This is a genomic window from Streptomyces sp. NPDC087844, from assembly GCF_044742785.1.
Lineage (GTDB): Bacteria > Actinomycetota > Actinomycetes > Streptomycetales > Streptomycetaceae > Streptomyces.
Genome location: NZ_JBIUVD010000010.1, coordinates 217,742 through 242,709, shown reverse-complemented (window position 1 = coordinate 242,709; position 24,968 = coordinate 217,742). Strand labels below are relative to the sequence as shown.

Below are 24,968 nucleotides of genomic sequence, written 5' to 3'. Positions count from 1 at the left end.
CCGTACGCCTCTACCGTTCCGGACGCACTCTCGAAACTTTGCAGAGGTCTTCCGGAAATTCCGGAAGCGACGTGAAGCCATCATGAGAGGGACGTCCATGAAGCCCCAGAGCTTACGGAGAGCCGCGTCCGCGATCCTGGCCGCGGCCTCGCTCGTGATCGGGGGAGCCGCCTCCGGTCACGCCGCCGCCGGCCCGGAACCGGCCGCCACGGGCCGGCGGGCCGCCGCCGAGCCCGTACTGCGGGACCTCGCCGCCGCACAGGGCATCTACTACGGGACGGCCGTCACGGCCTCCAAGCTCAACGGCACCTACGGCACGATCACCGGCGAACAGTTCGACTCCATCACGCCGGGCAACGAGATGAAGTGGGGCTCGGTCGAGGCGACCCGCGGCAGCTTCAACTGGTCCGGCGCCGACGCCGTGGTCGCCTTCGCCGAGGCGCACGCCCAGAAGGTGCGCGGCCACACCCTGGTCTGGCACAGCCAACTGCCCGCCTGGGTCAGCGACGGCACCTGGACCGCCGACACCCTGCGGACCGTGATGACCGACCACATCGCCACGGAGGCCGGCCGCTACCAGGGCCGCATCGACCACTGGGACGTCGTCAACGAGCCGTTCAACGAGGACGGTACGCGCAGGCAGTCGGTCTTCCAGACGGCGATCGGCGACGCGTACATCGCCGACGCGCTGCGGGCGGCCCGCGCCGCCGACCCGGCCGCGAAGCTGTACGTCAACGACTACAACGTCGAGGGCGTCAACGCGAAGAGCACCGCGCTGTACAACCTCGTCAAGTCGCTCAAGGAGCAGGGCGTCCCGATCGACGGCGTGGGACTGCAGGCCCACCTGATCCTCGGGCAGGTGCCGTCCACGCTCCAGGCCAACATCCAGCGCTTCGCCGACCTCGGCGTGGACGTCGCGATCACCGAACTCGACATCCGCATGACCGTCCCGCCCACGAGCGCCCAACTCGCCCAGCAGAAGGCGGAGTACAAGGCGGTCACCGCCGCCTGCGTCGCCGTGGCGCGCTGCGAGGGCGTCACCGTCTGGGGATTCACCGACTCCGACTCATGGATCCCGGACGTGTTCACCGGGTACGGCGCGGCGACCCCGTACGACGAGAACTTCCAGCCCAAGCCCGCCTACTACGGCATCGCCGAGGCGCTCGGCTGGGTCGACGACGGTACGCCCGACCCGGTGGGAGCCTGCGCGGTCGCGTACGCCGTGCAGAGCCAGTGGAACACCGGCTTCACCGCGCAGGTGACGGTGAGGAACACGAGCACCACCGCTGTCGACGGCTGGCGGCTGGCGTGGAGCTGGCCCGCCGGGCAGAGCGTGACGCAGGCGTGGAACGCGACCGTCACCCAGTCCGGCTCGGCCGTCACCGCCGCCAACGCGAGCTACAACGCGGCCCTCGCACCGGGCGCGGCGGTCACCTTCGGCTTCAACGGCTCCTGGTCCGGCGGCAACACCGCACCCACGGCCTTCACCCTCAACGGGACGGCCTGCACCACGTGACGGCCTGCCTGACGTGAACAGCCCGCACCGCCGGCGGGAGCGCCGACTGTCAGCCCGGGCGTCGGGCCGAGGACGAGGGGGCCGGCGCGGAGGTCGCCTCGGCCCCGCGCAGAGGGCGGAGCACCAGCGGTGTCGCGGTCGGCGCCGCGTTCTCCTGGGCCTCCGAACTGTACGAGTCCCACCACTCGGAGCTGCCTTCCTCGATACAGCGCAGCAGCACCCCTTCACGCAGCGCCCAGGGGCAGATGGTCACCTCGTCGATGCCCATCAGTTTCATCGTGGTGTGCGCGACGATCGCTCCGGCCAGGGACTGCCCGGAACGCGCGAGGGAGATACCGGGCAGGAGAGCGCGCTCCGCGGCCGGCAGCACAGCCAGCTGCTCCACGGCCCTGCCCAGGTCGGAGCGGGTCATGGTCCGGGTGGTGAAGGGCCCGGACCGGCCGGGAGCCGCCCCGCACAGCCGTCCCAGCTGCTGGAACGTCCGCGAGGTGACGACCGCCGTCCGCGGCGCCTCCCAGCGGATGCGGGCCGCGACATCGCGCAGCTGATGGCGTACGTGCCGACGCAGCAGCCGGGTCCGGTGCGGCGACGGCGGGTCCTGGCCGCGGAAGAACTCGCGGGTGAGCCGGTTGGCGCCCAGCGGCAGCGCGATGGCGAAGTCGGGCAGTCTGCTCCGGCCGAAGGCGACCTCGAACGAACCGCCGCCGATGTCCAGCAGAGCCAGCGGCCCGGCGCGCCAGCCCATCCAGCGCCGGGCGGCCAGGAAGGTCAGCTCGGCCTCCACCTCGCCGGGCAGCACCTGCAGCGGTACCCCCGACTCGGCGGCGATCCGGCTGAGGATCTCGTCGCGGTTCGGGGCGTCCCGCACGATCGCGGTGGCGAACGCGAACGGCTGGCTCACCCCCCACCGCCTGCCTTCCGCCCGGGTGTCCTTCACCGCCTCCACCAGCCGGTCCACCTGTTCCGTCGGCAGACGGCCGCCCCGCTCCACATGGGCGGAGAGGCGCAGCTGACGCTTTGCGGTGTGCACGGGAAGCGGGACAGCTCCATCCGTTTCCGCGATCACAAGCCGCACCGTGTTCGAGCCGACGTCTAGTACACCCATTCGCATCCCCTCCCCGTACCCCCGGCAGACCCCGGCACACCGCGACGCGCGTACCGATCCCGCCCTGTTTGGGTCGTTCTGTGCGGGTACTCGCACCTTTATGGAGAGCTTCGGCAGGGACCCAGCGATCCCGCACGAGGTCGTGGCCGGTTCGGCGCCCTTCGTCGTGGGACCCCTCGTGGTGGGACTTCTGGTCACGGCCATGCTGGTCGCCGCGGTGTGGTGGGGCATGCGGGTGCGCAGTCGGGAGCCAGGACCGCCGCGTCCCGAGGACCAGCCCCGGCTGCCCGACACCGGCGCGGTCCACGAGATCTCGGAGATGCGCGAGCCCGACGAGATGCCGCACGACGGCAGTGTCCTCACCCCGCATGAGTTGCGTTCCTCGGGCAACATGTCCACGCGGCGGGCCAGGAACCAGAAGCGGCGCCGGTGGAGCCGTAACAGCAGCGGCGGCTTCGGGAGCGGCGGCCTCGGCAGCCACTGAGACGTCGGGTGCGGAGCGCTCAGGGGTGGCGGAGCGCTCCGCGCCGACCGGGACTTCGGTGAAGGGCGGGGGATTCGGGGATGACGGGGTCTTCGGGGGCGGCCGGGTCCATGGAGCCGTTCCTCGACCGGCTCGACACCCCGGTCTACGTGGTGACGGCGCACGCCGGCGGGGAGCGGGCGGGCTGTCTGGTGGGCTTCGCCGCGCAGGGCTCGATCCGGCCGGCCCGCTTCATGGTGTGGCTGTCGAAGGTCAACCGCACCTACCGTGTGGCGCGCTCGGCCCCGCGGCTCGCCGTGCATCTGCTCGGCCGGGACCAGTACGCGCTCGCGGAGCTGTTCGGCGGGGAGACCGGGGACGGCGTCGACGGGAGCGGGCGCCGCGTCGACAAGTTCGCCCGCGCGGCGTGGACCCCCGGGCCGGGCGGCGTCCCCGTGCTGGACGGCGTGCCCGCCTGGTTCGTGGGGCAGGTCGAAGGGCGCGTGGACGCCGGTGATCATGTGGGCTTCCTGCTCGGCCCGATCGCGTCCGGAGCCGGTGACGGACCCGGCGGACCCGGCGGACCCGGCGGAACAGGCGGAACAGGCGGACCCCGCGAGGAGCCGTTGCGGCTGAGCGATGTGAGCCATATCGCCGCCGGCCACCCGGCCGGCTGACCCGCACCCGTACCCCTCGTATCCGCGCCCGCGCGCGTTCGCCCCGCTGGATGACTGGATCGTCGAGGTACGGGCACTCGGGTGCCGCCCGCAGGGAGGACGTTTCGGGTGACCCCGACCGGCTAATAGGAATATATGGTGCAAATCGGATACACGATGATGACCGAACAGGCCGGGCCGCGTGAGCTCGTACAGCACGTGGTGGCTGCCGAAAGGGCGGGCTTCGACTTCTCGGTCACGTCCGACCACTACTTCCCCTGGCTGGCCGAGCAGGGACACGCGCCGTACGCGTGGAGTGTTCTCGGGGCCGCCGCGCAGGCCACGTCCACGATCCCCCTCATGACGTACGTGACCTGTCCGACGACCCGCTACCATCCGGCCGTCGTCGCGCAGAAGGCCGCCACCACGCAGCTGCTCGCCGAGGGCCGCTTCCGGCTCGGGCTCGGCTCCGGCGAGAATCTCAACGAGCATGTGGTGGGCGGCGGTTGGCCCGCCGCGCACGTGCGCCTCGAAATGCTGGAAGAGGCCATCGAGATCATCCGCGCGCTGTTCGAGGGCAAGAACGTGAACCACCACGGAACGCACTTCGACGTGGAGAACGCCAAGCTCTTCGATCTGCCGGACGAGCCGACGCCCATCGGTGTCGCCGTCTCGGGCGAGCGCTCCTGCGCCCTCGCGGGGCGGCTGGCCGACCTGGTGATCGCGACCGAGCCGAAGGCCGAACTGATCGAGTCCTTCGACCGGCACGGCGGCAGCGGCAAGCCCAGGGTGGGCCAGCTGCCCGTCTGCTTCGACACCGACAAGGACGCCGCGGTGGCGCGGGCGCACGAGCAGTTCCGCTGGTCGCTCGGCGGGTGGCCGGTCAACTCCGAACTCCCGAGCCCGGCGAGCTTCGACACGGCCACCCAGCTCGTCCGGCCCGAGGACGTCGCCGAGAGCGTTCCGTGCGGCGACGACGTGGACGCCTTCGTCGAGGCCGTCCGCCCCTACGCCGAGGCGGGCTTCACCGAGGTCGCCCTCGTCCAGATCGGGGGAGACCACCAGTTCCCCTTCCTGGACTGGGCGGAGAAGAAGCTGCTGCCCGCGCTGAAGGACCTGTGAACTTACGAAGTGAAGGGATCACCATGGCCATCGCCACGTACAGCCTCGTAGCGCTCGACTGCCCGGATCCGCCCGCGCTGGCGCAGTTCTACGCGAGCGTCCTGGGCGGCGAGGTGAGTCGGTACAGCGACGACTGGTACGACCTCCACGCGCCCGGCGGCCATCGCATCTCCTTCCAGCGGGCCCCGGACCACCGCCCGCCCGACTGGCCGAGCGCCGACGGCGGGTCCCAGCAGCTGCACCTGGACTTCGACGTGCCGGACATGGACGAGGCCGAGGCCCAGGTACTGGCTCTCGGCGCCACCCCGCTCGACCTGGACGACGAGGGGGGCCGCCGCGGCTTCCGGGTGTACGCGGATCCGGCGGGCCACCCGTTCTGCCTCTGCAGGCAGTGACGCCCGGCCGACTCGGGCTGTCGGGCTGTCGGGCCCGCCGGGCCACCGCGCTCGTCCCTCACGGCCGGTACCGCAGCGGATGGTCGGACGGCACCTCCACCACCGCGATCCGCGTGCCGTCCGGATCGGTGAGCCACATCTCCACGAGCCCCCACGGCTCCTGTACCGGCGGCCGGTCCACCTCGACACCGGCGGCCACGAGTTCCTCGTACGCCGCCCGCACGTCGGCCACCTGAAGCCACAGCCCGACGGCGGGGGAGGGCGGTTCCGCGGAACGGCCCGAGATCTCCAGGAAGCCGCCGCCGAGGAAGTAGACGGTGCCGCGCTCGGGGCCCGTGCCGAACTCGCGGTAGACGGGCAGGCCGAGCTTCTCGCCGTAGAAGGCGCGGGAACGCTCGGGATCGGTGGGGCGGAGCAAGGTCCGGCTGCTCAGTGCATGCACCATGCGTCCCGAGCGTAACGGGGGCGAACGGGAGCGTTACTCTCGTCCGTGGCCGAGCCGCGCCCGAGATCGGAGAACCGCTCCCATGCCCACCGCTCCCGACGGACTGACCTTCCGAGACGCCGTCGACACCGACGTGGACGCCCTGGTCGCACTGATCGAGTCGGCCTACCGAGGAGACTCCAGCCGGACCGGCTGGACCACCGAGGCGGACATCCTCCAGGGGCAGCGGACGGACCCGGAAGGCGTCCTCGCCGTCATCAAGTCGCCCGACAGCCGACTGCTGACCGTCGAGCGCGACGGCACGACGGTCGCCTGCTGCCAGCTCGAACACCGTGGTACGCACGCCTACTTCGGCATGTTCGCGGTCAGCCCCGCACTCCAGGGGGCAGGTCTCGGCAAGATGATCATCGCCGAGGCGGAGCGGCTGGCCCGCGAGACCTGGGACGCCAAGGAGATGCACATGACCGTGATCTCCGTGCGCGAGGACCTCATCGCCTGGTACGAGCGACGCGGCTACCGCCGTACGGGAGAGATGACTCCCTTCCCGTACGGCGACGAGCGGTTCGGTCTGCCGCAGCGCGACGACCTGCAGTTCGAGCTCCTGGCGAAGCCGCTCGCATAATCGTTACGCCGCCGATCGGCTCGCCGGCGGCGGCTATGCCGTGAAGCGGCCGGTGCGCTTGATCTCCGGGTAGTCGGTGGTCGCGCCGTCCAGCTCCAGGGCGCGCACGAGCCGCAGATGGTCCTGGGTGTTCACGACCCAGCCGATGACGCGCAGGTCCGCCTTGCGCGCACGCTCGACGATCTCCAGGGTCAGCCGCCGGATGTTCAGCACCAGGGTCGTGGCGCCGACCGCGGTCGCCCGCTCGACGACATCGATGCCGTAGCGGCTGGCGACCAGTGCCGTACGGACGCCGGGCACGAGCCGCGCGATCTCGGCGACCGCCTCGTCGTGGAAGGACAGCACCTCGACCCGGCCCACCAGGTCGCGCCGGTTCATCACCTCGGCGAGTGCCCGGGCCGCGGCCACGTCCTTGATCTCTGCCTGGAGCGGGGCCGTGACGGCGTCCAGGACCTCCTCGAAGACCGGGACGCGCTCACCGCGACCCGCGTCCAGCACGCGCAGCTCCGCGAGGGTCTTCTCGGCGATCGGCCCCGAACCGTCGGTCGTACGGTCCACGTCGGCGTCGTGCATGACGACGAGCGCGCCGTCCTTGCTCAGATGCAGATCCAGTTCGATCAGGTCGAGGCCCGCCTGCTGTGCGGCGGTGAAGGAACGAAGGGTGTTCTCCGGTTCGACACCCATGATCCCGCGGTGACCGATGGTGAGGAAGTTCAAGGGTTGACTCCGCTTCCGTCGACGGCGGCTCGGCTGCCGCGCGCTGCGGTCCCGTGCCCACGCGGCAAGGCCGCAGCCTAGTGGCCCCGACGGACGTTGTACCCGCTCCGGTGGCCGGGAATGAGCCCCGCCGGCCGGGGGAACGGGCCCTGCCGACCCCTTTGCGGCTCACCCCCGCGTGGGCGAGTCCCCGGCCGGTTGACCGGACGCCGGGCCGGCCTTCGGGAGCCGGTCGCCCGAACTCCGGCGGATACCCGGCCGACGGTGGAAGTATTCGCCTTCGCGGTGTCCTGCAGGAAAAAGAGCGGTGAAGTCACGAGGGGGCAGGATAATCTCCCGAGACTCCACTTGTTTCCGAGAGTCCCACACGCATACGGTGTCCATATGCGAGGTTCTCCCGTGGAAGGTGGGTCATGACGGAAATTCTTGTGCAGGTGGGTGCGGAGGAGCGGATTCCTCCTCGGAGCAGGGTGGTGAGCCACCCCGCCTGGCCCGTCCTCAAGGATGCCGTGGAGCGGATCCGGCCATGGCAGTCCAAGGACGGGTCGATCGACTTCGATGCCGAGAGCGCCCCCGATCCGGCCGACGCCGACCTGGCCGTGCGCCGGGTCATGGACGCCGTCCAGGAGCTCTCGCCGCTCGTCGCGCACGACGCCGAGTACCACGCGGCGCTCGTGGAGGACCTGCGCCGCTGGGCCGACGGGGGCTTCCAGGTGCCGGACTTCCTCGACTCGCTGCTGGCCTTCCAGCCGGCGGCACACCGCGAGGACGGTCTCGAACACCTCGTCCTCTTCCCCATGTATACGCAGAACGGGAATCCGGACCGCAACTTCGAAGCGGTCGTCCTGCGCATGGTCTGGCCCGACTGGCTGGCCGAGCTGGAGCGCACCCGCTACGACAACCCGCTGTTCTGCGGCATCACCTTCGAGGACTTCACCGCCGGGTACGACACCAACTCGGCCGTCCTCTTCCCCGAGACCATCGCCGTGCGCGAGGCCCCCGAGCGGTTCAGCTGGGGCGGTATCTTCTGCGACCGCGAGGCGGCCCGATTCCGCAAGGTCACCGAGGCCGCCGTCGGCACGCTCGGCCTCGAACTGCCCGACGACATCCGCGAGATGGTCGCCGACCAGGCCCGCTGCGAGGAGGCCTTCGTCCTGTGGGACATGGTCCACGACCGCACCCACAGCCACGGCGACCTGCCCTTCGACCCCTTCATGATCAAGCAGCGCCAGCCGTTCTGGATGTACGGCCTTGAGGAGCTGCGCTGCGACCTCACCGCCTTCAGGGAGGCCGTGACGCTGGAGGCCGACGGCTTCCCGCAGGGCCGTGACGTGCAGTACGCGGTGCTCTTCGACCGGATGTTCCGCTTCCCCGTGACCGGCGACCGCGTCCGCAACTACGACGGCCTCGGCGGCCAGCTGCTCTTCGCCTACCTGCACAAGCACGATGTCGTCCGCTGGACCGACAACAAGCTCTTCATCGACTGGCAGCGCGCCCCGCAGGTCACCAACCAGCTGTGCGCCGAGATCGAGAAGCTGTACCGCGACGGCATCGACCGTCCGAAACTGGTCCACTGGTTCGCCGCGTACGACCTGGTCTCCCAGTACCTCTCCCCGCACCCGGGATCCCGCTGGGCCAAGGGCCCCGACGCCCTCGATGTGACGCTGCCGCCGCGCAAGCTGGTGGACGAGGTGCTTCCGGACGAGTTTCCCCTGAGCATGTTCTATGAGGCACTCTCCAAGAAACTCAAGGTTGTCATCGCGTCGACGCGTGGCATCACGGCGGCGAGTGCCGAGCGGGTGGCCGCGTGAGCGACCGCGTCCGGAACACTGCTCAGGAGGCGAAGACCATGGCGAACGGTAATGGGGCACTGAGCGGCGCGGTGATCGCGGTGGCCGGCGCGGGCGGGCCCGTGGGCCGGGCGACCCTGCTGCGGCTCGCCGAGGCCGGGGCCGTCGTCGTCGGGTCCGACAACGACCCGGAGCGACTGGCCGAGGCCGTGGACGCGGCCCGCTACGCGCACGGCGGCGCCACCGTCGTCGGCGACACGGTCGACCTGCTCGACAGGGACTCGGCCAGGGACTGGGCCGCGCGCACCGAGAAGGAGTTCGGGCGCGTCGACGGCCTTGTCCACCTCGTCGGCGGCTGGCGCGGCAGCGAGACCTTCACCAAGACCAGCCTCGACGACTGGGATCTGCTGGAGCTGCTGCTCATCCGTACCGTGCAGCACACCTCACTCGCCTTCCACGAGGCACTGCAGCGCAGCGAGCGCGGCCGGTACGTCCTGATCAGCGCCGCGGGCGCCGGCAAGCCCACCGCGGGCAACGCCCCGTACGCCGCCGCCAAGGCCGCCGCCGAGGCGTGGACGCTGGCCATGGCCGACTACTTCCGCAAGGCGGGCATCGCCGAGGGTGCCGAGGGGCCGACGTCCGCGGCCGCCATCCTGGTCGTGAAGGCGCTGGTGCACGACGCGATGCGCGCGGAGCGCCCGAACGCGAAGTTCGCGGGCTTCACGGACGTCAAGGATCTCGCCGAGTCCATCGCCGGTGTCTGGGAGCAGCCCGCCCCCGAAGTGAACGGAAAGCGTCTGTGGCTGACCGAGAAGCCGTGAACCGGCCGAGGACGGATGCCCGGCGGCGCCACGACCCGCAGGTGCGCGGCTTCGCCAGCGACAACTACGCGGGCGCCCACCCCGAGGTGCTCGCCGCCCTGGCCCTGGCCAACGGAGGGCACCAGATCGCGTACGGCGAGGACGACTACACCGGCCACCTCCAGCAGGTAATCCGCGGCCACTTCGGCGCGGGCGCCGAGGCGTTCCCCGTCTTCAACGGCACGGGCGCCAACGTCGTGGCACTGCAGGCGCTCACCGACCGCTGGGGTGCGGTGATCTGCGCGGAGAGCGCGCACATCAACGTCGACGAGGGCGGCGCTCCCGAGCGCATGGGCGGGCTCAAGCTGCTCACGGTGGCCACGCCGGACGGCAAGCTCACGCCCGAGCTGATCGACCGGCAGGCGTACGGCTGGGACGACGAGCACCGGGCGATGCCACAGGTGGTGTCGATCACCCAGAACACCGAACTGGGCACGGTCTACACGCCCGACGAGGTCCGCGCCATCTGTGAGCACGCCCACGGGCACGGCATGAAGGTGCACCTCGACGGCGCCCGGATAGCGAACGCGGCCGCCTCCCTGGACGTACCGATGCGGGCGTTCACCAACGCGGTCGGCGTGGACGTCCTGTCCTTCGGCGGCACCAAGAACGGCGCGCTGTTCGGCGAGGCCGTCGTCGTCCTGAACCGGGACGCCGTCAGCCACATGAAGCATCTGCGCAAGCTGTCGATGCAGCTCGCCTCCAAGGCGCGCTTCGTGTCGGTGCAGTTGGAGGCCCTGCTCGCCAAGGATCTGTGGCTGCGCAACGCCCGCCACGCCAACGAGATGGCCCTGCGCCTCGCCGAGGGCGTGCGCGCGGTGCACGGGGTCGAGATCCTGTACCCGGTGCAGGCCAACGCGGTCTTCGCCCGGCTGCCCCATGACGTGAGTGAGCGCCTGCAGAAGCGGTACCGCTTCTACTTCTGGGACGAGGCCGCGGGAGACGTGCGCTGGATGTGCGCCTTCGACACCACCGAGGACGATGTCGACGGTTTCGTGGCGGCGCTCAAGGAGGAGACGGCGCGCTAGCGGACGCGGAGTCCGACCTTCTGACCCGACGCACGGACAAGGCCGTCGACCCGCACCGTCCGGTGGTTCGTGAGGCCGCCGCGCGACTGCCGGTCCGCCGACCCGTGTGCCTCTGCGCAGGCCGCCTTCGAGTTCATGCGTGACGCTCTCCCGCACTCCCGCACTCCCGCATTCCCGGGACCCCGGCGGCCTGCGCGTCACCTGACGCGCCTCCGGCGTGCCGGAGCAGGGCACCGGCATCTGTCATGCCAAGGCCCACGCCCCGGCCGCCCTGCTGAGGGCCGAGGACATTGCCAGGACCCCGGGGCGGCAAGCCGGGCGCAGGCGCCCGGTTCTTCCCTGTCGGCGAGCGTTTGGCATCCGGGGCCGCTCGTCCGCGTGCGGGGTGTCGGTTCTTGGGGCCATCCGCCCCTCTGCCGCAGCGCGTCTCGTGGGAGGGCGCCCTCGTGCACTCCGGTCCATCCGGAAGGGAATGAACCACGGTCGACCGCCCGCCGTAACTGGATACGAACAGGAAGCAGAAACGCATTACGCGAGTCTGGAGAAATATGAGTAACCCCCAGTACAACGCCGCATGGAATGCTTATATGACCCTCACTGAAGACGAACGCAAGAAATCCAAGAGGGATATTATCGCACGTATACTTCCTGTCGCCAATAACGCGCTGCGCGACGCGGGTTGGGCCAATATGCCGGCTTCCAACCTGGCCAATGGAATGTTGATCACGATCGAATCTGGCTACGCGCGTGGGAACCGGGATCTGATGCCGGTTCTCCGGCCCGAAGAATTGAGGCAGGAGGCGGCACAGAGGCAAGCGCAGGAGCAGGCGCAGAGGCAGGCACAGATGCAAGCGCAGGAGCAGGCGCAGAGGCAGGCGCGGGCAGGACAGGGAGCGGCCGTGCCGATGCCCGTGCCTGGGCGGGCGCCCGCACAGACCTGGGCGCGGAACCCGGCACAGCAAATGCAGTGGCCTCATGCGGGCCCGGTGCAGCCACAGGCGGGGCCCATGCGGATGGGCGGTTTCCCCGCCGGTCCGCCGGTGGCATACGGACAGGCGGAGGCGCAGGCGCGGCTACAGGCACAGGCGCAGGCGCAGGCGCAGGCACGGGTACAGGCGCAGGCGCAGGCACAGCGCATGTGGATGGGTGGTCTTCCCGCCGGTCCGCAGCCGGTGGCCACCTACGGACAGGCGCAGACGCAGGCACAGACACAGGCTCAGGCACAGGCGGAGGAACGGGCACGTGCACAGGTGGAGCGCATGTGGATGGGCGGCCTCCCCGCCGGTCCGCCGGCGGTCCACGCCCCGGTGCCCGCTCGGGGCGAGCAGTGGGGGAACGTGGCTCATGGCGTCCCGGAAGCGCATTCTCCCGCCGCCCCCTCGCCGAACAGTGTCGCGTCCGCGGCGGGACTGGCCTCTCCCGGCGCCCGCAGTGCGTCGTCCGCCGGCGTCAGTGAGAGCGGGGTGGGCGCTGATCCGGTCCGCACGACATACCAGACGTCGAACGTCCGCAGCGAACCCCGCCCCCAGCCTCGACGCGCGCTGTGACCGGTCGGGATTCGGAATTCGTCCGAGGGCGGGTCGGACGATGCCCCGTCCCGGCACGTCGGACGGCCTGACGGCCGTATCCGGGCCGTGCCTGAACTTGTTCTTCATGGTCCGAGCCGTCCTGAAGGACAATCAGCGCGGGTTCGAAAAAGTCCGTAGAAGTCCATGACCACCACCTGGGCCGAGGGCTTTTTTCGCGAAAGGTACCCGCAAGCATTACTGCAATGCGGAATGCGAAAAAGCAGGCCGGGAACGGAACAGGGACAGGCGCTTGTCATGAAGTGAGGGGCCGGAGTCGAATGCCCTGACTCCGGCCCCTTCTTTGGAGGTACAGCGATCTGGTATCCCTGCTCCTGCCGTTCCTTCGGCGAATTCCCATCACTTCACAGCCCGCACGGCCGGTTCGACGGTCGGTGAAGTCGGCGGCGAGTACCTCGACCGGGGCCGGGACGGGACGCGGCCCATGCGGACCACCGGTGACGAGGGCCTTGTCACTGTCGCCGCAGGCCGGGCGACCGTCGAGCGGCCCGACACCGGCGAGGTGGTGTGGTGCGACGGAGGGAGTGCGACCTGCCGCCGCTGGAACCGGCACCCAGGGCCGGGCACCCGGTTCACGGGATGGTCGACCCCGGCGATCTTCTTCTGCATCTGCGGGGCCGTCCCCGATCCCGGTGGCCGATATCGAAGGCGCACGGCCTCACTCACCGAGCGGCTCGATCGAGAAGGTCGGCCCGGGGGCGCGGATCACCGTCCGGGATCCCCGGTAGCGCCTCCGGAGCCGCGGCTCAGCGGGCCTCGGCGGCCTTCACCTCTTCGGGGGTCGGTGCCGTACCGCCGAGGTGTGCCGGCATCCACCAGGTGTCGTCCGGGCCCTTGGGGCGTACGGGATAGGCGCGCTGCGCGGCTTCCAGGAGCTCCTGTACGCGCTCGCGCACCTGGCGGGTGATCGCGCCCGCGTACTTGTCGCGGGAGGCCTCGATCGCCTCGCCGACCCGGATGGTGATCGGGATGTGGCTGCGCTTGAAGTTGCGCGGGTGGCCCTTGGTCCACAGTCGCTGCGTACCCCACACGGCCATCGGGATCAGCGGGACGCCCGCCTCCTGGGCCATGCGCGCCGCGCCCGACTTGAAGCTCTTCAGGGTGAAGGACTGGGAGATCGTGGCCTCGGGGAAGACCCCGACGATCTCGCCGGAGCGCAGCGACTCCAGCGCGTGCGCGTACGCCGTCTCGCCCTGCTTGCGGTCCACGGGGATGTGCTTCATGTTGCGCATCAGCGGACCGGAGATCTTGTGCCGGAACACCGACTCCTTCGCCATGAAGCGGACCAGGCGCTTCTGCGGCAGGGCGGCGAGACCGTCGAAGATGAAGTCGAGATAGCTGATGTGATTGCTCACCAGCACGGCGCCGCCCGTGCGCGGGATGTTCTCCGTTCCCCTGAGGTCGATCTTCAGGTCCCAGGCCTTGAACAACGTCTGGGCGAGACCGATGGCGGGACGGTAGGCAAGCTCAGCCATGGACGGCGTGGACCCTTCTCTCTGGTCTGCCTGGAAGGGGGGCTCCCGGCGGGGAACTTACGCTGCCGTAGGTTTACGGCATTGCGCAGATCGTGCCCGAAGAACGGACGAGTGACCAGCCCTGGTGCCCGGGTTTGACGAGATTCTCGTCACGTCATCCCTTGATCCACCTCGGTGTTTTACGCCGCCTTTACTCCGCGCGAACCGTCACGCGTCGTACGAGCAGGTACATCTCGCACCCGAGGCAATACCCGAACGCCGCATTGAGAAACGCCGCCGCGAGCGCCGCCCCGGTGGCCGCGAGCCCCAGCCACTCGGGGCCCGCCGTGAAGCCGAGAAGGCCCACCACCGCGAACGCCAGGCCGACCGCCTGCGCGAACCGCGGCGGCTGCGGCGCCTCGAACTCCGTCGGCGGCCCGATCCGCGGACGGACGGCCCGGCGGAACAGCAGGCCGTACGGCGAGCGGCCGACGCCGCCCGCCGCGCCCAGCGCGAACGCCAGCGTCTGCCAGGCCAGCAGCCAGGCGCTGCCGGTGATCAGCACGACCGCCAGAACCGCGGTCGTCACGGCCGCGCCGAAGCGCGGCCCTCTCACGTCGATGTCCATGAGGCAAGCATTCCGTATGCAGATCTTTCCGGGACGGCGGGAATCTTTGCAGTCGCATGAACGCTGAAGGCGGAGATGACCGGACTCGTGGTGTGTGTGCTGGTGCTCGCGGCGGCGAGCGCCTACGGAGTGCTGAACCGGCGGCGGAGCGGGAGGGTCAGAGTGCGCGGACGGGACGACGGGAAGCGGCTGGGCGCGGCCGAACTGGGCGAGAACCTCGGCGAGCGGGCCACCCTCGTCCAGTTCTCCAGCGCCTTCTGCGCACCGTGCCGGGCGACCCGCAGGGTGCTCGGCGAGGTGGCCGAAATGGTCCCGGGCGTGCGGCACGTCGAGATCGACGCGGAGGACCGCCTGGCCCTCGTGCGCGAACTCGACATCCTGAAGACGCCGACCGTGCTCGTCCTCGACGCCGAGGGCCGTGTCGTACGCCGCGCGACCGGACAGCCGCGCAGGGCCGACGTGATCGCCGCGCTCGGCGAGGCGGTCGGAACCCCCTGATCAGAGGTTGGAGGCCGCCGGTGACGCTTCTCCCAGATGCCGGGACGCACTTGACTGCATCAGCCACCTATCGTCAGCCTGACCGTATGTCCATGGAACCGCCCCTCTTCGGGCTCTCCGAGTGTGAACGCACGCGTACTCCGGCCGTCGTCCGCGGTGCGGGCGGGCGCTGTCCGGGCTGCTGAGCAGCCCAGGACCCCCGCCGCCGGCCTCGCGCAGAAGGACGACTCCATGACGGCCACGCCCGATCTCCGCACCTCCCGACTCGCCTCCCCGGACCTGCTCCGCTCCGTCTTCCGCCGGCACGCGGCCGGCGTCGCCGTGATCACCGCACGGGGCGACGACGGTCCCGTGGGCTTCACCGCCACCTCGCTCGCCTCCGTGTCCGCCGAGCCCCCGCTGATCTCGTTCGGCATCGGCACCGGCGCCTCCTGCTGGCCGGTGATGTCCCGCACGGACCACGTCGGCGTCCACGTGCTCGGTGAGCACCAGCAGGGGCTGGCCGCCACCTTCGCGCGCAGCGGCGCCGACCGCTTCGGCGAACCCACCGTCTGGCGGGAGGGGCCCGAGGGCGTTCCCGTGCTCGACGGCGTCCTCGCCTGGCTCGTGTGCCGGGTGGTCACGCGGGTTCCGGCGGGGGACCACCGCATCGTGCTGGCCGAGGTGGTGCTCGGCGATCCCGCCGGTGAGGGCGGCCCCCTCCTCTACCACCAGGGGCGGTTCGGCGGGCTGCGGGAGTGACGCCGCGCTCCTGGTGGTGTCGAGTTCCGATTACGCTGCGTTGCGAAGGTCACAGTTCAAAGCGCTTGCTCAGAGGGAACGGTCTGCGGGAGCGTGGTTCGTGCGTACTGGCGAGTAATATTCGTCCGGAGCGCGGGTAGCCCTCACCGGGAACGGCCGCTTCAGGCGCCTATGCTGCCCGTAGGCAGGCAGCCCAGAAAAGACGATGCAGTAGGAGAGCCGGCGTGAGCTTGAGGATCGTTGTCACTGTGAAGTACGTGCCCGACGCCACTGGCGACCGGCACTTCGCCGAGGACCTGACCGTCGACCGTGACGACGTGGACGGCCTGCTGTCGGAGCTCGACGAGTACGCGGTCGAGCAGGCCCTGCAGATCGCCGACGAAGCGGACGACGCGGAGATCACCGTGCTGACCGTGGGCCCCGAGGACGCGAAGGACGCGCTGCGCAAGGCGCTGTCCATGGGCGCGGACAAGGCCATCCACGTCGAGGACGACGAGCTGCACGGCACCGACGCGATCGGCACCTCGCTGGTGCTGGCCAAGGCGATCGAGAAGGCCGGTTACGACCTGGTCATCTCCGGCATGGCCTCCACCGACGGCACCATGGGCGTACTCCCGGCGCTGGTCGCCGAGCGCCTGGGCGTCCCGCAGGTCACGCTGCTCTCCGAGGTCTCCGTCGCGGACGGCGTCGTGAAGGGCCGCCGTGACGGCGACAGCGCCTCCGAGCAGCTTGAGGCCTCCCTGCCCGCCGTCGTGTCGGTCACCGACCAGTCGGGCGAGGCGCGTTACCCGTCCTTCAAGGGCATCATGGCCGCCAAGAAGAAGCCCGTTCAGTCCTGGGACCTTGAGGACCTGGAGATCGAGGCCGACGAGGTCGGTCTCGAAGGCTCCTGGACCAAGGTCGACTCCGCCACCGAGCGGCCGGCGCGCACCGCGGGCACGATCGTCAAGGACGAGGGCGAGGGCGGCAAGCAGCTCGCCGCCTTCCTCGTGGGCCAGAAGTTCATCTAGGGCTCGGGCCCGACGCGGGCTCCCTGACCGCCCCTCATCTTTCGCAAGCAGGAGAGAAGAAGTCCCATGGCTGAAGTTCTCGTCTACGTCGACCACGTGGACGGCGCCGTCCGCAAGCCCACCCTGGAACTGCTGACGCTGGCCCGCCGCATCGGCGACCCGGTCGCCGTCGCGCTCGGCGCCGGCGCCGCGAACACCGCCGCCACGCTCGCCGAGCACGGCGCCGTGAAGGTGCTCACCGACGAGGCCGCCGAGTACGCCGACTACCTCGTCGTACCGAAGGTGGACGCGCTGCAGGCCGCCGTCGAGGTGGTGTCCGCCGCGGGCTCCCTCGCCGCCGTGCTCGTCCCCTCGTCCGCCGAGGCCAAGGAGATCGCCGCCCGCCTCGCGCTGCGCATCGGCTCGGGTGTCATCACCGACGCCGTCGACGTCGAGGCCGGTGACGAGGGCCCCGTGGCCACCCAGTCGGTGTTCGCCGCGTCCTACTCGACCAGGACCCGGGTCTCCAAGGGCACCCCGGTCATCACCGTCAAGCCCAACTCGGCTCCCGTCGAGGCCGCCCCGGCCGCCGGCACCGTCGAGGCGCTGTCCGTGACCTTCTCCGCAGCTGCGACCGGCACCAAGGTGACCGGCCGCACCCCGCGCGAGTCGTCGGGCCGCCCGGAGCTGACCGAGGCCGCGATCGTGGTCTCCGGCGGCCGTGGCGTCAACGGCAGCGAGAACTTCTCGATCATCGAGGCGCTGGCCGACTCCCTCGGCGCGGCCGTCGGTGCCTCGCGCGCCGCCGTCGACGCCGGCTGGTACCCGCACACCAACCAGGTGGGCCAGACCGGCAAGAGCGTGTCCCCGCAGCTGTACATCGCCAACGGCATCTCCGGTGCGATCCAGCACCGCGCCGGCATGCAGACCTCGAAGACGATCGTGGCGGTCAACAAGGACGCCGAGGCCCCGATCTTCGACCTGGTCGACTACGGCGTGGTCGGCGACCTCTTCGAGGTCGTCCCGCAGCTCACCGAGGAGATCAAGACCCGCAAGGGCTGAGTCCTCTCCCTGATCTTGTGAGGCCCCTTCGACCGACACGGTCGAGGGGGCCTCACGGCGTGCGGGGGCCCTGCTCAGCCCAGGGTCAGGGACGCCTGTACGGGCAGGTGGTCGCTGGGGAACTGGCCGTCCACGGAGAAGGTGTTGATCGACGCCCGGTGCGCGCTCACCCCGGGCGAGGCGAGGATCCAGTCGATGCGGTCGCCGTCCGGGGTCAGCGGCCGGTACCCGTGGAACGTGGCGTACAGCCTGCTCCGCTCGGCCGCCGTCTCCCAGGTGTCGACGAGGCCGGCGCCCAGCATCGTGTCGTAGACCGGGTTCTGGTGGGCGGCGACGTTGAAGTCGCCGGTCACCACCAGCGGCAGGGAACGGTCGAGCCCCGCGATCCGCTCGGCGATCAGGGCCGCGGCACGCGCGCGTGCGTTCTGACTGGCGTTGTCCAGGTGGGTGTTGAGGAAGTAGAACTCCCGCTGTCCGTCCCGCAGATCACGGAAGCGGACCCAGGTGACCATGCGTATGGAGCCGCCGCCCCAGGTGTTCGAGCCGATCACGGCGGGCGTGTCCGAGAGCCAGAAGTGGTCGTACTCGACCGGGGCGAGTCTGCGGGTGTCGTAGAAGACCGTCATGAACTCGTCCCGGCTGCCCCCCGCGCGGCCCGTGCCGATCCAGTCGTAGTGCGCGCCGAGGTCCGTCGCGATGTCGCGCACCTGCTGGTGGAGGCCTTCCTGGGTGCCGATGACGTGCAACCGCTCCTGGCGCAGCAGCGCACGGGTGACGGGACGGCGGACGGCCCAGCTGTCGGGTTCGGCGGTGCTCGCGTACCGCAGGTTGAAGGACATGACCTCCAGGTGGCCACGGCGGTCGGCCGCCGAGGCGGGCGACCTGGAGAGCGCTGTACTGGACAGGGGCAGGGCGACCGCGGCGGCGAGCGCGGTCCTGAGTCCCAGGCGGCGCGTGACTCGGCTGTGACGGGGCACGGGATGCTCCTTCTGTGGCCAATGCCGGTCTGTGGTGCGGACCGTTTCTGCGACGGATGCCGGTCGAGTCGTGCGCCTCGCAGTCTCGAAGTTGGGCGTGAACATGTCGAGATGCCGGGATGGACCCCGGGGGAAGTCCGCGCGTGTTCCGGGAGGGGCCCGGGGGAGAATCGCAGGGCGAGCGGGGTGGAATGAGGGTGTTGACCAGCCGGAAGGTCGCGGATAACTTCGCTCTACGGATTGTTGATTCCGCTCAGCGGAAAACAGGAGGGTGTGGAATGGGTCAGGGTCAGCAGGAGAAGGTGACGACGAGCCTCACCGGCGCCGTCAGCGAGGAGATCAGCGCCTCCCTCGCCCCGGTCGACGCCGAGTTGGAGCGCCGCTACCCCGGAGACCCCGGCACCCGCCAGCCCGTCCACACCGTGTACGTCCCGGGTGACGCCTTCGCCGCGGACACCATCCGCTCCTGGGGCGACCAGGCCCTCGCCGCCCTCGACCGGCACGCGCCCGACGCGGCCTCCTTCGCCGCCGTCCTCGGGCTCTCCGACGATCTCGCGGAGCCCGTGTACGCCCGCGTACGCGCCAAGCTGGAGCGCGAGCCGGTGGAAGACATGCGCGTCGACTTCGAGGACGGCTACGGGCCGCGTCCCGACGCCGAGGAGGACGAGACCGCGGCCCGCGCCGCCCGGCTGATCTCGGAGGCGTGCCAGGGCGGCACGGCCGCCCCCTACATGGGCATCCGGATGAAGTGCATGGAGGCGCCGGTCCGCGACCGGGGCATCCGCACGCTCGACATCTTCCTCACCGGGCTGATGGAGGCCGGGGGACTGCCCGACGGGCTGGTGCTGACCCTGCCGAAGGTCACGTACGCGGAGCAGGTCACCGCGATGGTGCGGCTCCTGGAGGAGTTCGAGAAGGCACACGGGCTTGAGCGGGGCCGGATCGGGTTCGAGATCCAGATCGAGACCAGCCAGTCCATCCTCGCCACCGACGGGACGGCGACCGTCGCCCGGATGATCCGGGCCGCCGAGGGCCGCGCGACCGGCCTGCACTACGGGACCTTCGACTACAGCGCCTGCCTCGGGGTCTCCGCCGCGTACCAGGCGAGCGACCACCCGGCCGCCGACCACGCCAAGGCGATCATGCAGGTCGCGGCCGCCGGTACCGGCGTACGGGTCTCGGACGGCTCCACCAACGTGCTGCCGGTCGGTCCGACGGCGAAGGTCCACGACGCCTGGCGGCTGCACTTCGGCCTCACCCGCCGCGCCCTCGCCCGCGCCTACTACCAGGGCTGGGACATGCACCCCGGGCACCTCCCGACCCGGTATGCCGCCGTGTTCGCCTTCTACCGCGAGGGTTTCGAGCAGGCCGCGGCCCGCCTGGTCGCGTACGCCAACCGTGCCGGCGGCGACGTGATGGACGAGCCCGCCACCGCCAAGGCGCTCAGCGGCCATCTGCTGCGCGGCCTGGACTGCGGGGCCCTCGACGTCGCGGAGGTGGCACGGGCGACCGGGCTCACCCGCACGGACCTGGAGGGCTTCGCGGGACCGAGGCGGGCGGACCTGACCGTCTCGGCCAAGTAGCGGCCCTGTCACAGCCCTTGCCGCCGGCCCTCGCCGTCACCCGGGACCCGTACTGTGGGCGGCACTTCATTGGCGTGTCACAGGAACGGGGCAGCGGTGTCTGCGGGGGAGAACGAGCAGCCGGGAGAGCGGGCCCGGCCCGGGGAGAGCGAACAGCCGGACGGGACCGGGCGGCTCCTGGCCGGCCGCTACCGTGTCGTGGCCCAACTGGGCCGCGGCGGAATGGGCGTGGTCTGGCGGGCCCGCGACGAGGTGCTCGGCCGCGAGGTGGCGGTCAAGGAGCTGCGCACCTATACGGACGCGGACGCACCCGAACTCGCCGGTCTGGGCCTGCGGATGCAGCGCGAGGCCCGCGCGGCTGCCAGGGTGCGGCACCCCGGTGTGATCGCCGTGCACGACGTGGCGGAGATCGACGGCCGCCCGCTCATCGTGATGGAGCTGGTGGACGGGCCGTCCCTGGACGACGTCCTGAGCGAGCGCGGCACGATCGGCGCCCGCGAGGCCGCCGGGATCGGCGCGAAGGTCATGGACGCGCTCGCCGCGGCCCACCGGGCGGGAGTCCTGCACCGCGACGTCAAGCCGGGCAACATCCTGCTCGACCGCTCGGGACAGGTCGTCCTCACGGACTTCGGCATCGCCACGATGGAGGACCCCGGCGACGGCTCCACCACGCACCTCACGCGCAGCGGCGAACTGGTCGGCTCCCTGGACTACCTGGCACCCGAACGGGCCCAGGGGTACGAGCCGGGCCCCGCCTCCGACATCTGGGCCCTCGGCGCCACGCTCTACGCGGCCGTCGAGGGGTCCTCGCCCTTCCGGCGCACCTCCACGTGGTCCACGCTCACGGCGATCGTCGTCGAACCGCTGCCCGAACCGCGGCGGGCCGGACCGCTCGGTCCCGTCCTGCGACAGCTGATGCACAAGCAGCCCGAGTCCCGCCCGGAGGCCGGCCGGGCGAGCGAACTCCTGGAAGCGGTGGCGGCGGCGACCGACCAGGGCTCGACCGCCCAGGACCGGGTGGCCCAGGACTCGGCGACACGCGGGTTGAGGGCGCCCGCGCCGCCGGCACGGGAGGCGACCGAGCGGAGCGTACCGGTGATACCACCGGGCTTCGGGCCGCCGCAACCGATGCCGCAGCCGGCCACCCCGGCGGATCCGGTCACCCCGGCCAGGTCCGACCCGGCCGCGCCCGCGACCTCCCGCCGCCGCGGCAGGGGCCGCGTCCTGCTCGTCGGCGCGGCCGTCGCCGTCGTGCTGGCCTCGACCGGCGTCATCGTCGCCCAGCTGACGGACTCCGACGGGTCCGGGCCGGCCGCCAGGACCGGGACCTCCCAGGACGCCGACGGCACCGCCTCCCCGGGCGCCGCCCGAGGCTCGGTCGACCTGACGGACGACAAGAAGCCCACGGAACAGGACGACAAGAGGAAGTCGTCGTCCCCGAGCGACAAGCAGGAACCCGTCGAGGACGCCGGCCGCACCGAGGACGCCGACCCGACGGACAAGGCACCCGCTCCCTCGTCCGGAGCCACCAAGGGCGGTACCACGGGCGGGAGTTCGGGCGGCGGGCAGACCGCGAGCCCCGCACCGGTCTGCCATGCCATCGGAGGCGGCAAGTACAACTGCCAGGTCTGGAAGACCGCCACGTCCTACACCGCCGCGGGAGCGCGGGCGGGCACGCTCAACTCCGGCACCAACTACTTCTACTGCCAGCAGGACCTGGGGCGCCGCGAGACATCCGGGAAGTGGACGAACACGTGGTGGGCGAAGACCGACGACGACAGCGGCAACACCGGCGTCTATGTCAGCGACGTCTACATCCAGGGCGGCGACAACGACTCACCGGTGCCCGGACTGCCCGTCTGCTGACCGCGTACGCACTTCTCCGGGCCGGCAGCGGTCGTGCGCCCCTCCCGGGTGAAGAGCCGGGTTCCCTCGGCGCGGAGCCGCAGGTCGCCGCGCGCCCGTAACAGGTGCTGAACAGGTCCCGGGTGTGCCCGGGGGGCGCGAAAGGGCGACGCGGACACGTATCCCAGGGCGCTGACGTGCGCCGACACGCCGATCTCCAGCCCGGTGACCCGTGCCTTCACCAGGGGATCGGGGACCAGGGGGATCGGGGACGACAGCACGTACTGGCGCGTCTTGTGGCGTGTGGCGAAGCTGAGCGAAAGAGGCGTTCGAGCCGACCGCGAGGACGGGCGCCCGGCCCGGGAACGTGCGGCGGGTCAGGGGCAGCAGCCGGTCCCCGTCGATAAGCCCCGGCTCCGCGGGCCGGACGCCGGGATGGACCAGGGACCCTCGCGCGGCGCCACGGCCAGGCCGAGGGCTTCGAGCGTGCGGTCGGCACGGTGGTGCCCGGCCTCTCCCGTGTATCAGGCGGAGGGCGGCAGTTCACCCGAGCCGCGGGTGATCAGACGCGTCGGGAGTTCGATGCGCTCAGGCAGCAGGAGGGAGCCGTCGAGCTGGCGGAAGAGGCGGTCTGCGGCGGTACGGCCGAGCTGGGCGGCGTCCTGGGCGACGACGGTGACCCCGGGCTGGAGGAGGTCGGCCAGCTCGATGTCGTCGAAGCCGACCAGGGCGACCGGGCGGGCGCGCTCGGCGATGACGCGTACGACGGTGACCGTCACGCGGTTGTTGCCCGCGAAGACCGCGGTCACGGGGGAGGAGCCCGAGAGCATGGTCTCGGCCGCCAGGCGGACCCGCTCCGGGCCGGTGACGCCCAGGGACATCCAGTCGGGCTCCACCGGAATGCCGGCGTCCTCCATCGCGGCGCGGTAGCCGCGCAGCCGCTCGGCGGCGGTGTGGATGCGGGGCATGTCCCCGATGAACCCGATCCGGCGGTGGCCGTGCGCGATGAGATGGGCGACGCCGTCGCGCGCACCGCCGAAGCTGTCGGAGAGCACGACGTCCGCGTCGATCTGCCCGGCGGGACGGTCCACGAACACGGTGGCGACGCCCGCCTTTATCTCGGGCTCCAGATAGCGGTGGTCGTCACCCGCCGGGATGACGACCAGCCCGTCCACGCGGCGGGCGCAGAGCGCGAGGACCAGTTCCTGCTCGCGGTCCGGGTCCTCGGCGCTGGAGCCGTTGATCAACAGGGCGCCGTGGGCGCGGGCCACCTCCTCCACCGCCCGGCTCAGCGGGCCGTAGAACGGGTCCGCCAGGTCCTCCAGGACCAGGCCGATGCTCGCGGTGCGGCCCTTGCGGAGCACGCGCGCGCTGTCGTTGCGCCGGAAGCCCAGCGCGTCGATGGCCTCCTGCACCCGGCGCTCGGTGTCGGGGGTGACCCCGGGCTCGCCGTTGACTACGCGCGATACCGTCTTCAGGCCGACCCCGGCACGCGCGGCGACGTCCTTCATCGTCGGGCGGTTGCCGTAGCGGCTCTCGGTTCGGCGGGCGGTCTCGGCCACGATGCGCTGTCCTGTCCTGTAGTCCTGTGGGGCCGCGTCGGTCCTGACGGGCTCGGTGGCACCCGGATCGGGATGTGGCGTCGAGCATAGAGCCTGGACAACGTTGTCAGATGCGAGAGAGACTGTCCATCGCTTTCTCCGGCCCGCTCTCCCCACCGCGCGACCGGCCTGCCCTTTCCTCATGGTCCAATCGGGATCCGATCGGGAGAACTGACACTGATGCACACCGACCTCGTGGCCGCGCTCGACATCGGCGGCACCAAGATCGCCGGAGCGCTGGTGGACGGCCACGGCCGGATCCTGCTGCGCGCCCAGCGGCCGACGCCCGCGCAGGAGCACGGCGACATCGTCATACGGGCCGTCGAGGCCGTACTCGGCGAGCTGACCGGCTCACCGCTGTGGAACGGGGTCACGGCGGTCGGCATCGGCAGCGCCGGTCCCGTGGACGCCTCGGCGGGCACGGTGAGTCCGGTGAACGTTCCCGGGTGGCGCGACTACCCCCTCGTCGAGCGGGTGCGTGCCGTGACGGACGGGCTGCCCGTCGAGCTGATCGGTGACGGGGTGGCGATCACGGCGGCCGAGCACTGGCAGGGCGCGGCTCGTGGCCATGACAACGCGCTGTGCATGGTCGTCTCGACCGGTGTCGGCGGGGGCCTGGTCCTGGGCGGGAAGCTGCACCCGGGGCCCACGGGCAACTCCGGTCACATCGGCCATATCAGCGTGGATCTCGACGGTGACCTGTGTCCGTGCGGGTCCCGCGGGTGCGTCGAGCGCATCGCCAGCGGGCCGAACATCGCGCGCCGCGCCATCGAGGGCGGGTGGCGGCCGGGTCCCGAGGGTGACGCCTCCGCGGCCGCCGTGGCCGCCGCCGCTCGCGCGGGCGACCCCGTCGCGACGGCCTCCTTCGAACGGGCCGCGCAGGCGCTGGCGGCGGGCATCGCGGCGACCGCGACCCTCGTGGAGATCGACATCGCGGTGATCGGCGGGGGGGTGGGCAAGGCGGGCGAGGTGCTGTTCGCGCCGCTGCGGGCCGCTCTTCGCGACTACGCGACGCTTTCGTTCGTGCAGCGGCTCACGGTGACGCCCGCGCAGATGGGCACGGACGCGGGTCTCGTGGGCGCGGCGTCGGCTGCGCTGAGCCGCCGCCCGAGCAGCACGGTGGTTGTCGGCTGAGCCGCCCGCTGTCTTGGCAGTGGGGTCCTCCGGCCGCGATGACGTGACGGCCGGCGGGGCTTGTCGCGCAGTTCCCCGCGCCCCTGGGGTGGGGTGCGGGGGCTCTGCTCGGTGGGCGCGGACCTGTGGTGCCGAGCCCACGCGACGAAGC

24 protein-coding genes are annotated in these 24,968 nt (G+C 71.2%); 17 read left to right on the top strand and 7 right to left on the bottom strand.

The features are described 5' to 3' along the window. Positions 1-97: 97 nt before the first annotated feature. Entirely contained in the window at positions 98-1,516 is a 1,419-nt protein-coding gene (locus tag ACIOKD_RS21540; protein ID WP_402086249.1) for an endo-1,4-beta-xylanase, read from the top strand. Between the two features lie 49 nt (positions 1,517-1,565). On the opposite strand, the gene ACIOKD_RS21535 is transcribed toward ACIOKD_RS21540, so the two are convergent. Further along, the gene (locus ACIOKD_RS21535; protein WP_402086246.1) at positions 1,566-2,627 is read right to left on the bottom strand and encodes a Ppx/GppA family phosphatase; all 1,062 of its coding nucleotides are present in this window, start codon (positions 2,625-2,627) and stop codon (positions 1,566-1,568) included. Between the two features lie 94 nt (positions 2,628-2,721). Here ACIOKD_RS21535 and ACIOKD_RS21530 point away from each other — a divergent pair, with 94 nt between their 5' ends. The 4 genes from ACIOKD_RS21530 to ACIOKD_RS21515 all read left to right on the top strand — a co-directional run bounded on the left by ACIOKD_RS21530 (position 2,722) and on the right by ACIOKD_RS21515 (position 5,257). After that, complete coding sequence (locus ACIOKD_RS21530; RefSeq protein WP_402086244.1) at positions 2,722-3,105, top strand: DUF6479 family protein; 384 nt, start codon at positions 2,722-2,724, stop codon at positions 3,103-3,105. A gap of 80 nt (positions 3,106-3,185) precedes the next feature. Continuing rightward, positions 3,186-3,761, top strand: a complete 576-nt coding sequence (locus ACIOKD_RS21525; RefSeq protein ID WP_402086241.1) for a flavin reductase family protein — start codon at positions 3,186-3,188, stop codon at positions 3,759-3,761. Positions 3,762-3,896: 135 nt separating this feature from the next. Further along, positions 3,897-4,862: an LLM class F420-dependent oxidoreductase gene (locus ACIOKD_RS21520; RefSeq protein ID WP_402086237.1), complete on the top strand. Its 966-nt coding sequence runs from the start codon at positions 3,897-3,899 to the stop codon at positions 4,860-4,862. 23 nt (positions 4,863-4,885) lie between these two features. Further along, a complete protein-coding gene (locus ACIOKD_RS21515) occupies positions 4,886-5,257 on the top strand; it encodes a VOC family protein (RefSeq protein WP_402086234.1) in 372 nt (123 codons plus the stop codon). A 58-nt stretch (positions 5,258-5,315) separates the two neighbouring features. Here ACIOKD_RS21515 and ACIOKD_RS21510 read toward each other — a convergent pair whose 3' ends face one another. Continuing rightward, positions 5,316-5,702 carry a VOC family protein gene (locus tag ACIOKD_RS21510; protein ID WP_402086232.1) on the bottom strand — a complete coding sequence of 129 codons (387 nt, stop codon included), beginning with the start codon at positions 5,700-5,702 and terminating at the stop codon, positions 5,316-5,318. Positions 5,703-5,784: 82 nt separating this feature from the next. On the opposite strand from ACIOKD_RS21510, the gene ACIOKD_RS21505 reads away from it, so the two are divergent. Beyond that, complete coding sequence (locus ACIOKD_RS21505) at positions 5,785-6,324, top strand: GNAT family N-acetyltransferase (protein WP_402086229.1); 540 nt, start codon at positions 5,785-5,787, stop codon at positions 6,322-6,324. A gap of 33 nt (positions 6,325-6,357) precedes the next feature. Here ACIOKD_RS21505 and ACIOKD_RS21500 read toward each other — a convergent pair whose 3' ends face one another. Continuing rightward, positions 6,358-7,041: a glycerophosphodiester phosphodiesterase gene (locus tag ACIOKD_RS21500; protein ID WP_402086226.1), complete on the bottom strand. Its 684-nt coding sequence runs from the start codon at positions 7,039-7,041 to the stop codon at positions 6,358-6,360. Positions 7,042-7,454: 413 nt separating this feature from the next. Between ACIOKD_RS21500 and ACIOKD_RS21495 the strand changes: the two genes are divergently transcribed. From ACIOKD_RS21495 to ACIOKD_RS21480, 4 genes are all read left to right on the top strand, one after another. Further along, positions 7,455-8,852: a DUF6421 family protein gene (locus tag ACIOKD_RS21495; RefSeq protein WP_402086223.1), complete on the top strand. Its 1,398-nt coding sequence runs from the start codon at positions 7,455-7,457 to the stop codon at positions 8,850-8,852. A gap of 38 nt (positions 8,853-8,890) precedes the next feature. Beyond that, positions 8,891-9,652, top strand: a complete 762-nt coding sequence (locus ACIOKD_RS21490; RefSeq protein WP_402086221.1) for an SDR family NAD(P)-dependent oxidoreductase — start codon at positions 8,891-8,893, stop codon at positions 9,650-9,652. Next, positions 9,649-10,719, top strand: coding sequence for a threonine aldolase family protein (locus ACIOKD_RS21485; RefSeq protein ID WP_402086428.1), 1,071 nt, complete (start codon positions 9,649-9,651; stop codon positions 10,717-10,719). Before ACIOKD_RS21490 ends, ACIOKD_RS21485 begins: the two co-directional genes overlap by 4 nt. A gap of 1,040 nt (positions 10,720-11,759) precedes the next feature. After that, a complete protein-coding gene (locus ACIOKD_RS21480; RefSeq protein WP_402086219.1) occupies positions 11,760-12,266 on the top strand; it encodes a hypothetical protein in 507 nt (168 codons plus the stop codon). Between the two features lie 785 nt (positions 12,267-13,051). Here the strand turns inward: ACIOKD_RS21480 and ACIOKD_RS21475 are convergent. After that, positions 13,052-13,780, bottom strand: a complete 729-nt coding sequence (locus ACIOKD_RS21475) for a lysophospholipid acyltransferase family protein (protein ID WP_402086217.1) — start codon at positions 13,778-13,780, stop codon at positions 13,052-13,054. Between the two features lie 190 nt (positions 13,781-13,970). After that, positions 13,971-14,387 (bottom strand): DUF4395 domain-containing protein, encoded by a 417-nt coding sequence (locus ACIOKD_RS21470; protein WP_402086215.1) that lies wholly within the window; start codon positions 14,385-14,387, stop codon positions 13,971-13,973. Positions 14,388-14,462: 75 nt separating this feature from the next. On the opposite strand from ACIOKD_RS21470, the gene ACIOKD_RS21465 reads away from it, so the two are divergent. The 4 genes from ACIOKD_RS21465 to ACIOKD_RS21450 all read left to right on the top strand — a co-directional run bounded on the left by ACIOKD_RS21465 (position 14,463) and on the right by ACIOKD_RS21450 (position 17,677). Continuing rightward, entirely contained in the window at positions 14,463-14,885 is a 423-nt protein-coding gene (locus ACIOKD_RS21465) for a TlpA family protein disulfide reductase (protein ID WP_402086213.1), read from the top strand. Positions 14,886-15,116: 231 nt separating this feature from the next. After that, positions 15,117-15,626, top strand: a complete 510-nt coding sequence (locus ACIOKD_RS21460) for a flavin reductase family protein (RefSeq protein WP_402086211.1) — start codon at positions 15,117-15,119, stop codon at positions 15,624-15,626. Between the two features lie 224 nt (positions 15,627-15,850). Continuing rightward, positions 15,851-16,636 (top strand): electron transfer flavoprotein subunit beta/FixA family protein, encoded by a 786-nt coding sequence (locus tag ACIOKD_RS21455; protein WP_402086209.1) that lies wholly within the window; start codon positions 15,851-15,853, stop codon positions 16,634-16,636. A gap of 66 nt (positions 16,637-16,702) precedes the next feature. After that, a complete protein-coding gene (locus tag ACIOKD_RS21450) occupies positions 16,703-17,677 on the top strand; it encodes an electron transfer flavoprotein subunit alpha/FixB family protein (protein ID WP_402086206.1) in 975 nt (324 codons plus the stop codon). A 74-nt stretch (positions 17,678-17,751) separates the two neighbouring features. Here the strand turns inward: ACIOKD_RS21450 and ACIOKD_RS21445 are convergent, their stop codons facing one another. Continuing rightward, complete coding sequence (locus ACIOKD_RS21445) at positions 17,752-18,654, bottom strand: endonuclease/exonuclease/phosphatase family protein (RefSeq protein WP_402086203.1); 903 nt, start codon at positions 18,652-18,654, stop codon at positions 17,752-17,754. A 278-nt stretch (positions 18,655-18,932) separates the two neighbouring features. On the opposite strand from ACIOKD_RS21445, the gene ACIOKD_RS21440 reads away from it, so the two are divergent. Together ACIOKD_RS21440 and ACIOKD_RS21435 are read left to right on the top strand one after the other, a co-directional pair. Continuing rightward, complete coding sequence (locus ACIOKD_RS21440; protein WP_402086201.1) at positions 18,933-20,237, top strand: DUF6986 family protein; 1,305 nt, start codon at positions 18,933-18,935, stop codon at positions 20,235-20,237. Positions 20,238-20,333: 96 nt separating this feature from the next. Next, positions 20,334-22,103: a protein kinase gene (locus ACIOKD_RS21435; RefSeq protein ID WP_402086199.1), complete on the top strand. Its 1,770-nt coding sequence runs from the start codon at positions 20,334-20,336 to the stop codon at positions 22,101-22,103. Positions 22,104-22,606: 503 nt separating this feature from the next. Here the strand turns inward: ACIOKD_RS21435 and ACIOKD_RS21430 are convergent. Continuing rightward, complete coding sequence (locus tag ACIOKD_RS21430; protein WP_402086196.1) at positions 22,607-23,644, bottom strand: LacI family DNA-binding transcriptional regulator; 1,038 nt, start codon at positions 23,642-23,644, stop codon at positions 22,607-22,609. Between the two features lie 219 nt (positions 23,645-23,863). Between ACIOKD_RS21430 and ACIOKD_RS21425 the strand changes: the two genes are divergently transcribed. After that, the gene (locus tag ACIOKD_RS21425; protein WP_402086193.1) at positions 23,864-24,817 is read left to right on the top strand and encodes an ROK family protein; all 954 of its coding nucleotides are present in this window, start codon (positions 23,864-23,866) and stop codon (positions 24,815-24,817) included. Positions 24,818-24,968 lie beyond the last annotated feature (151 nt).

Bases quoted from the DNA above. Each gene is read 5' to 3' on its own strand.
- ACIOKD_RS21540 (WP_402086249.1), top strand. From the start codon at position 98: ATGAAGCCCCAGAGCTTACGGAGAGCCGCGTCCGCGATCCTGGCCGCG.
- ACIOKD_RS21535 (WP_402086246.1), bottom strand. From the start codon at position 2,627: ATGCGAATGGGTGTACTAGACGTCGGCTCGAACACGGTGCGGCTTGTG.
- ACIOKD_RS21530 (WP_402086244.1), top strand. From the start codon at position 2,722: ATGGAGAGCTTCGGCAGGGACCCAGCGATCCCGCACGAGGTCGTGGCC.
- ACIOKD_RS21525 (WP_402086241.1), top strand. From the start codon at position 3,186: ATGACGGGGTCTTCGGGGGCGGCCGGGTCCATGGAGCCGTTCCTCGAC.
- ACIOKD_RS21520 (WP_402086237.1), top strand. From the start codon at position 3,897: ATGGTGCAAATCGGATACACGATGATGACCGAACAGGCCGGGCCGCGT.
- ACIOKD_RS21515 (WP_402086234.1), top strand. From the start codon at position 4,886: ATGGCCATCGCCACGTACAGCCTCGTAGCGCTCGACTGCCCGGATCCG.
- ACIOKD_RS21510 (WP_402086232.1), bottom strand. From the start codon at position 5,702: ATGGTGCATGCACTGAGCAGCCGGACCTTGCTCCGCCCCACCGATCCC.
- ACIOKD_RS21505 (WP_402086229.1), top strand. From the start codon at position 5,785: ATGCCCACCGCTCCCGACGGACTGACCTTCCGAGACGCCGTCGACACC.
- ACIOKD_RS21495 (WP_402086223.1), top strand. From the start codon at position 7,455: ATGACGGAAATTCTTGTGCAGGTGGGTGCGGAGGAGCGGATTCCTCCT.
- ACIOKD_RS21490 (WP_402086221.1), top strand. From the start codon at position 8,891: ATGGCGAACGGTAATGGGGCACTGAGCGGCGCGGTGATCGCGGTGGCC.
- ACIOKD_RS21475 (WP_402086217.1), bottom strand. From the start codon at position 13,780: ATGGCTGAGCTTGCCTACCGTCCCGCCATCGGTCTCGCCCAGACGTTG.
- ACIOKD_RS21470 (WP_402086215.1), bottom strand. From the start codon at position 14,387: ATGGACATCGACGTGAGAGGGCCGCGCTTCGGCGCGGCCGTGACGACC.
- ACIOKD_RS21465 (WP_402086213.1), top strand. From the start codon at position 14,463: ATGACCGGACTCGTGGTGTGTGTGCTGGTGCTCGCGGCGGCGAGCGCC.
- ACIOKD_RS21460 (WP_402086211.1), top strand. From the start codon at position 15,117: ATGACGGCCACGCCCGATCTCCGCACCTCCCGACTCGCCTCCCCGGAC.
- ACIOKD_RS21450 (WP_402086206.1), top strand. From the start codon at position 16,703: ATGGCTGAAGTTCTCGTCTACGTCGACCACGTGGACGGCGCCGTCCGC.
- ACIOKD_RS21440 (WP_402086201.1), top strand. From the start codon at position 18,933: ATGGGTCAGGGTCAGCAGGAGAAGGTGACGACGAGCCTCACCGGCGCC.
- ACIOKD_RS21425 (WP_402086193.1), top strand. From the start codon at position 23,864: ATGCACACCGACCTCGTGGCCGCGCTCGACATCGGCGGCACCAAGATC.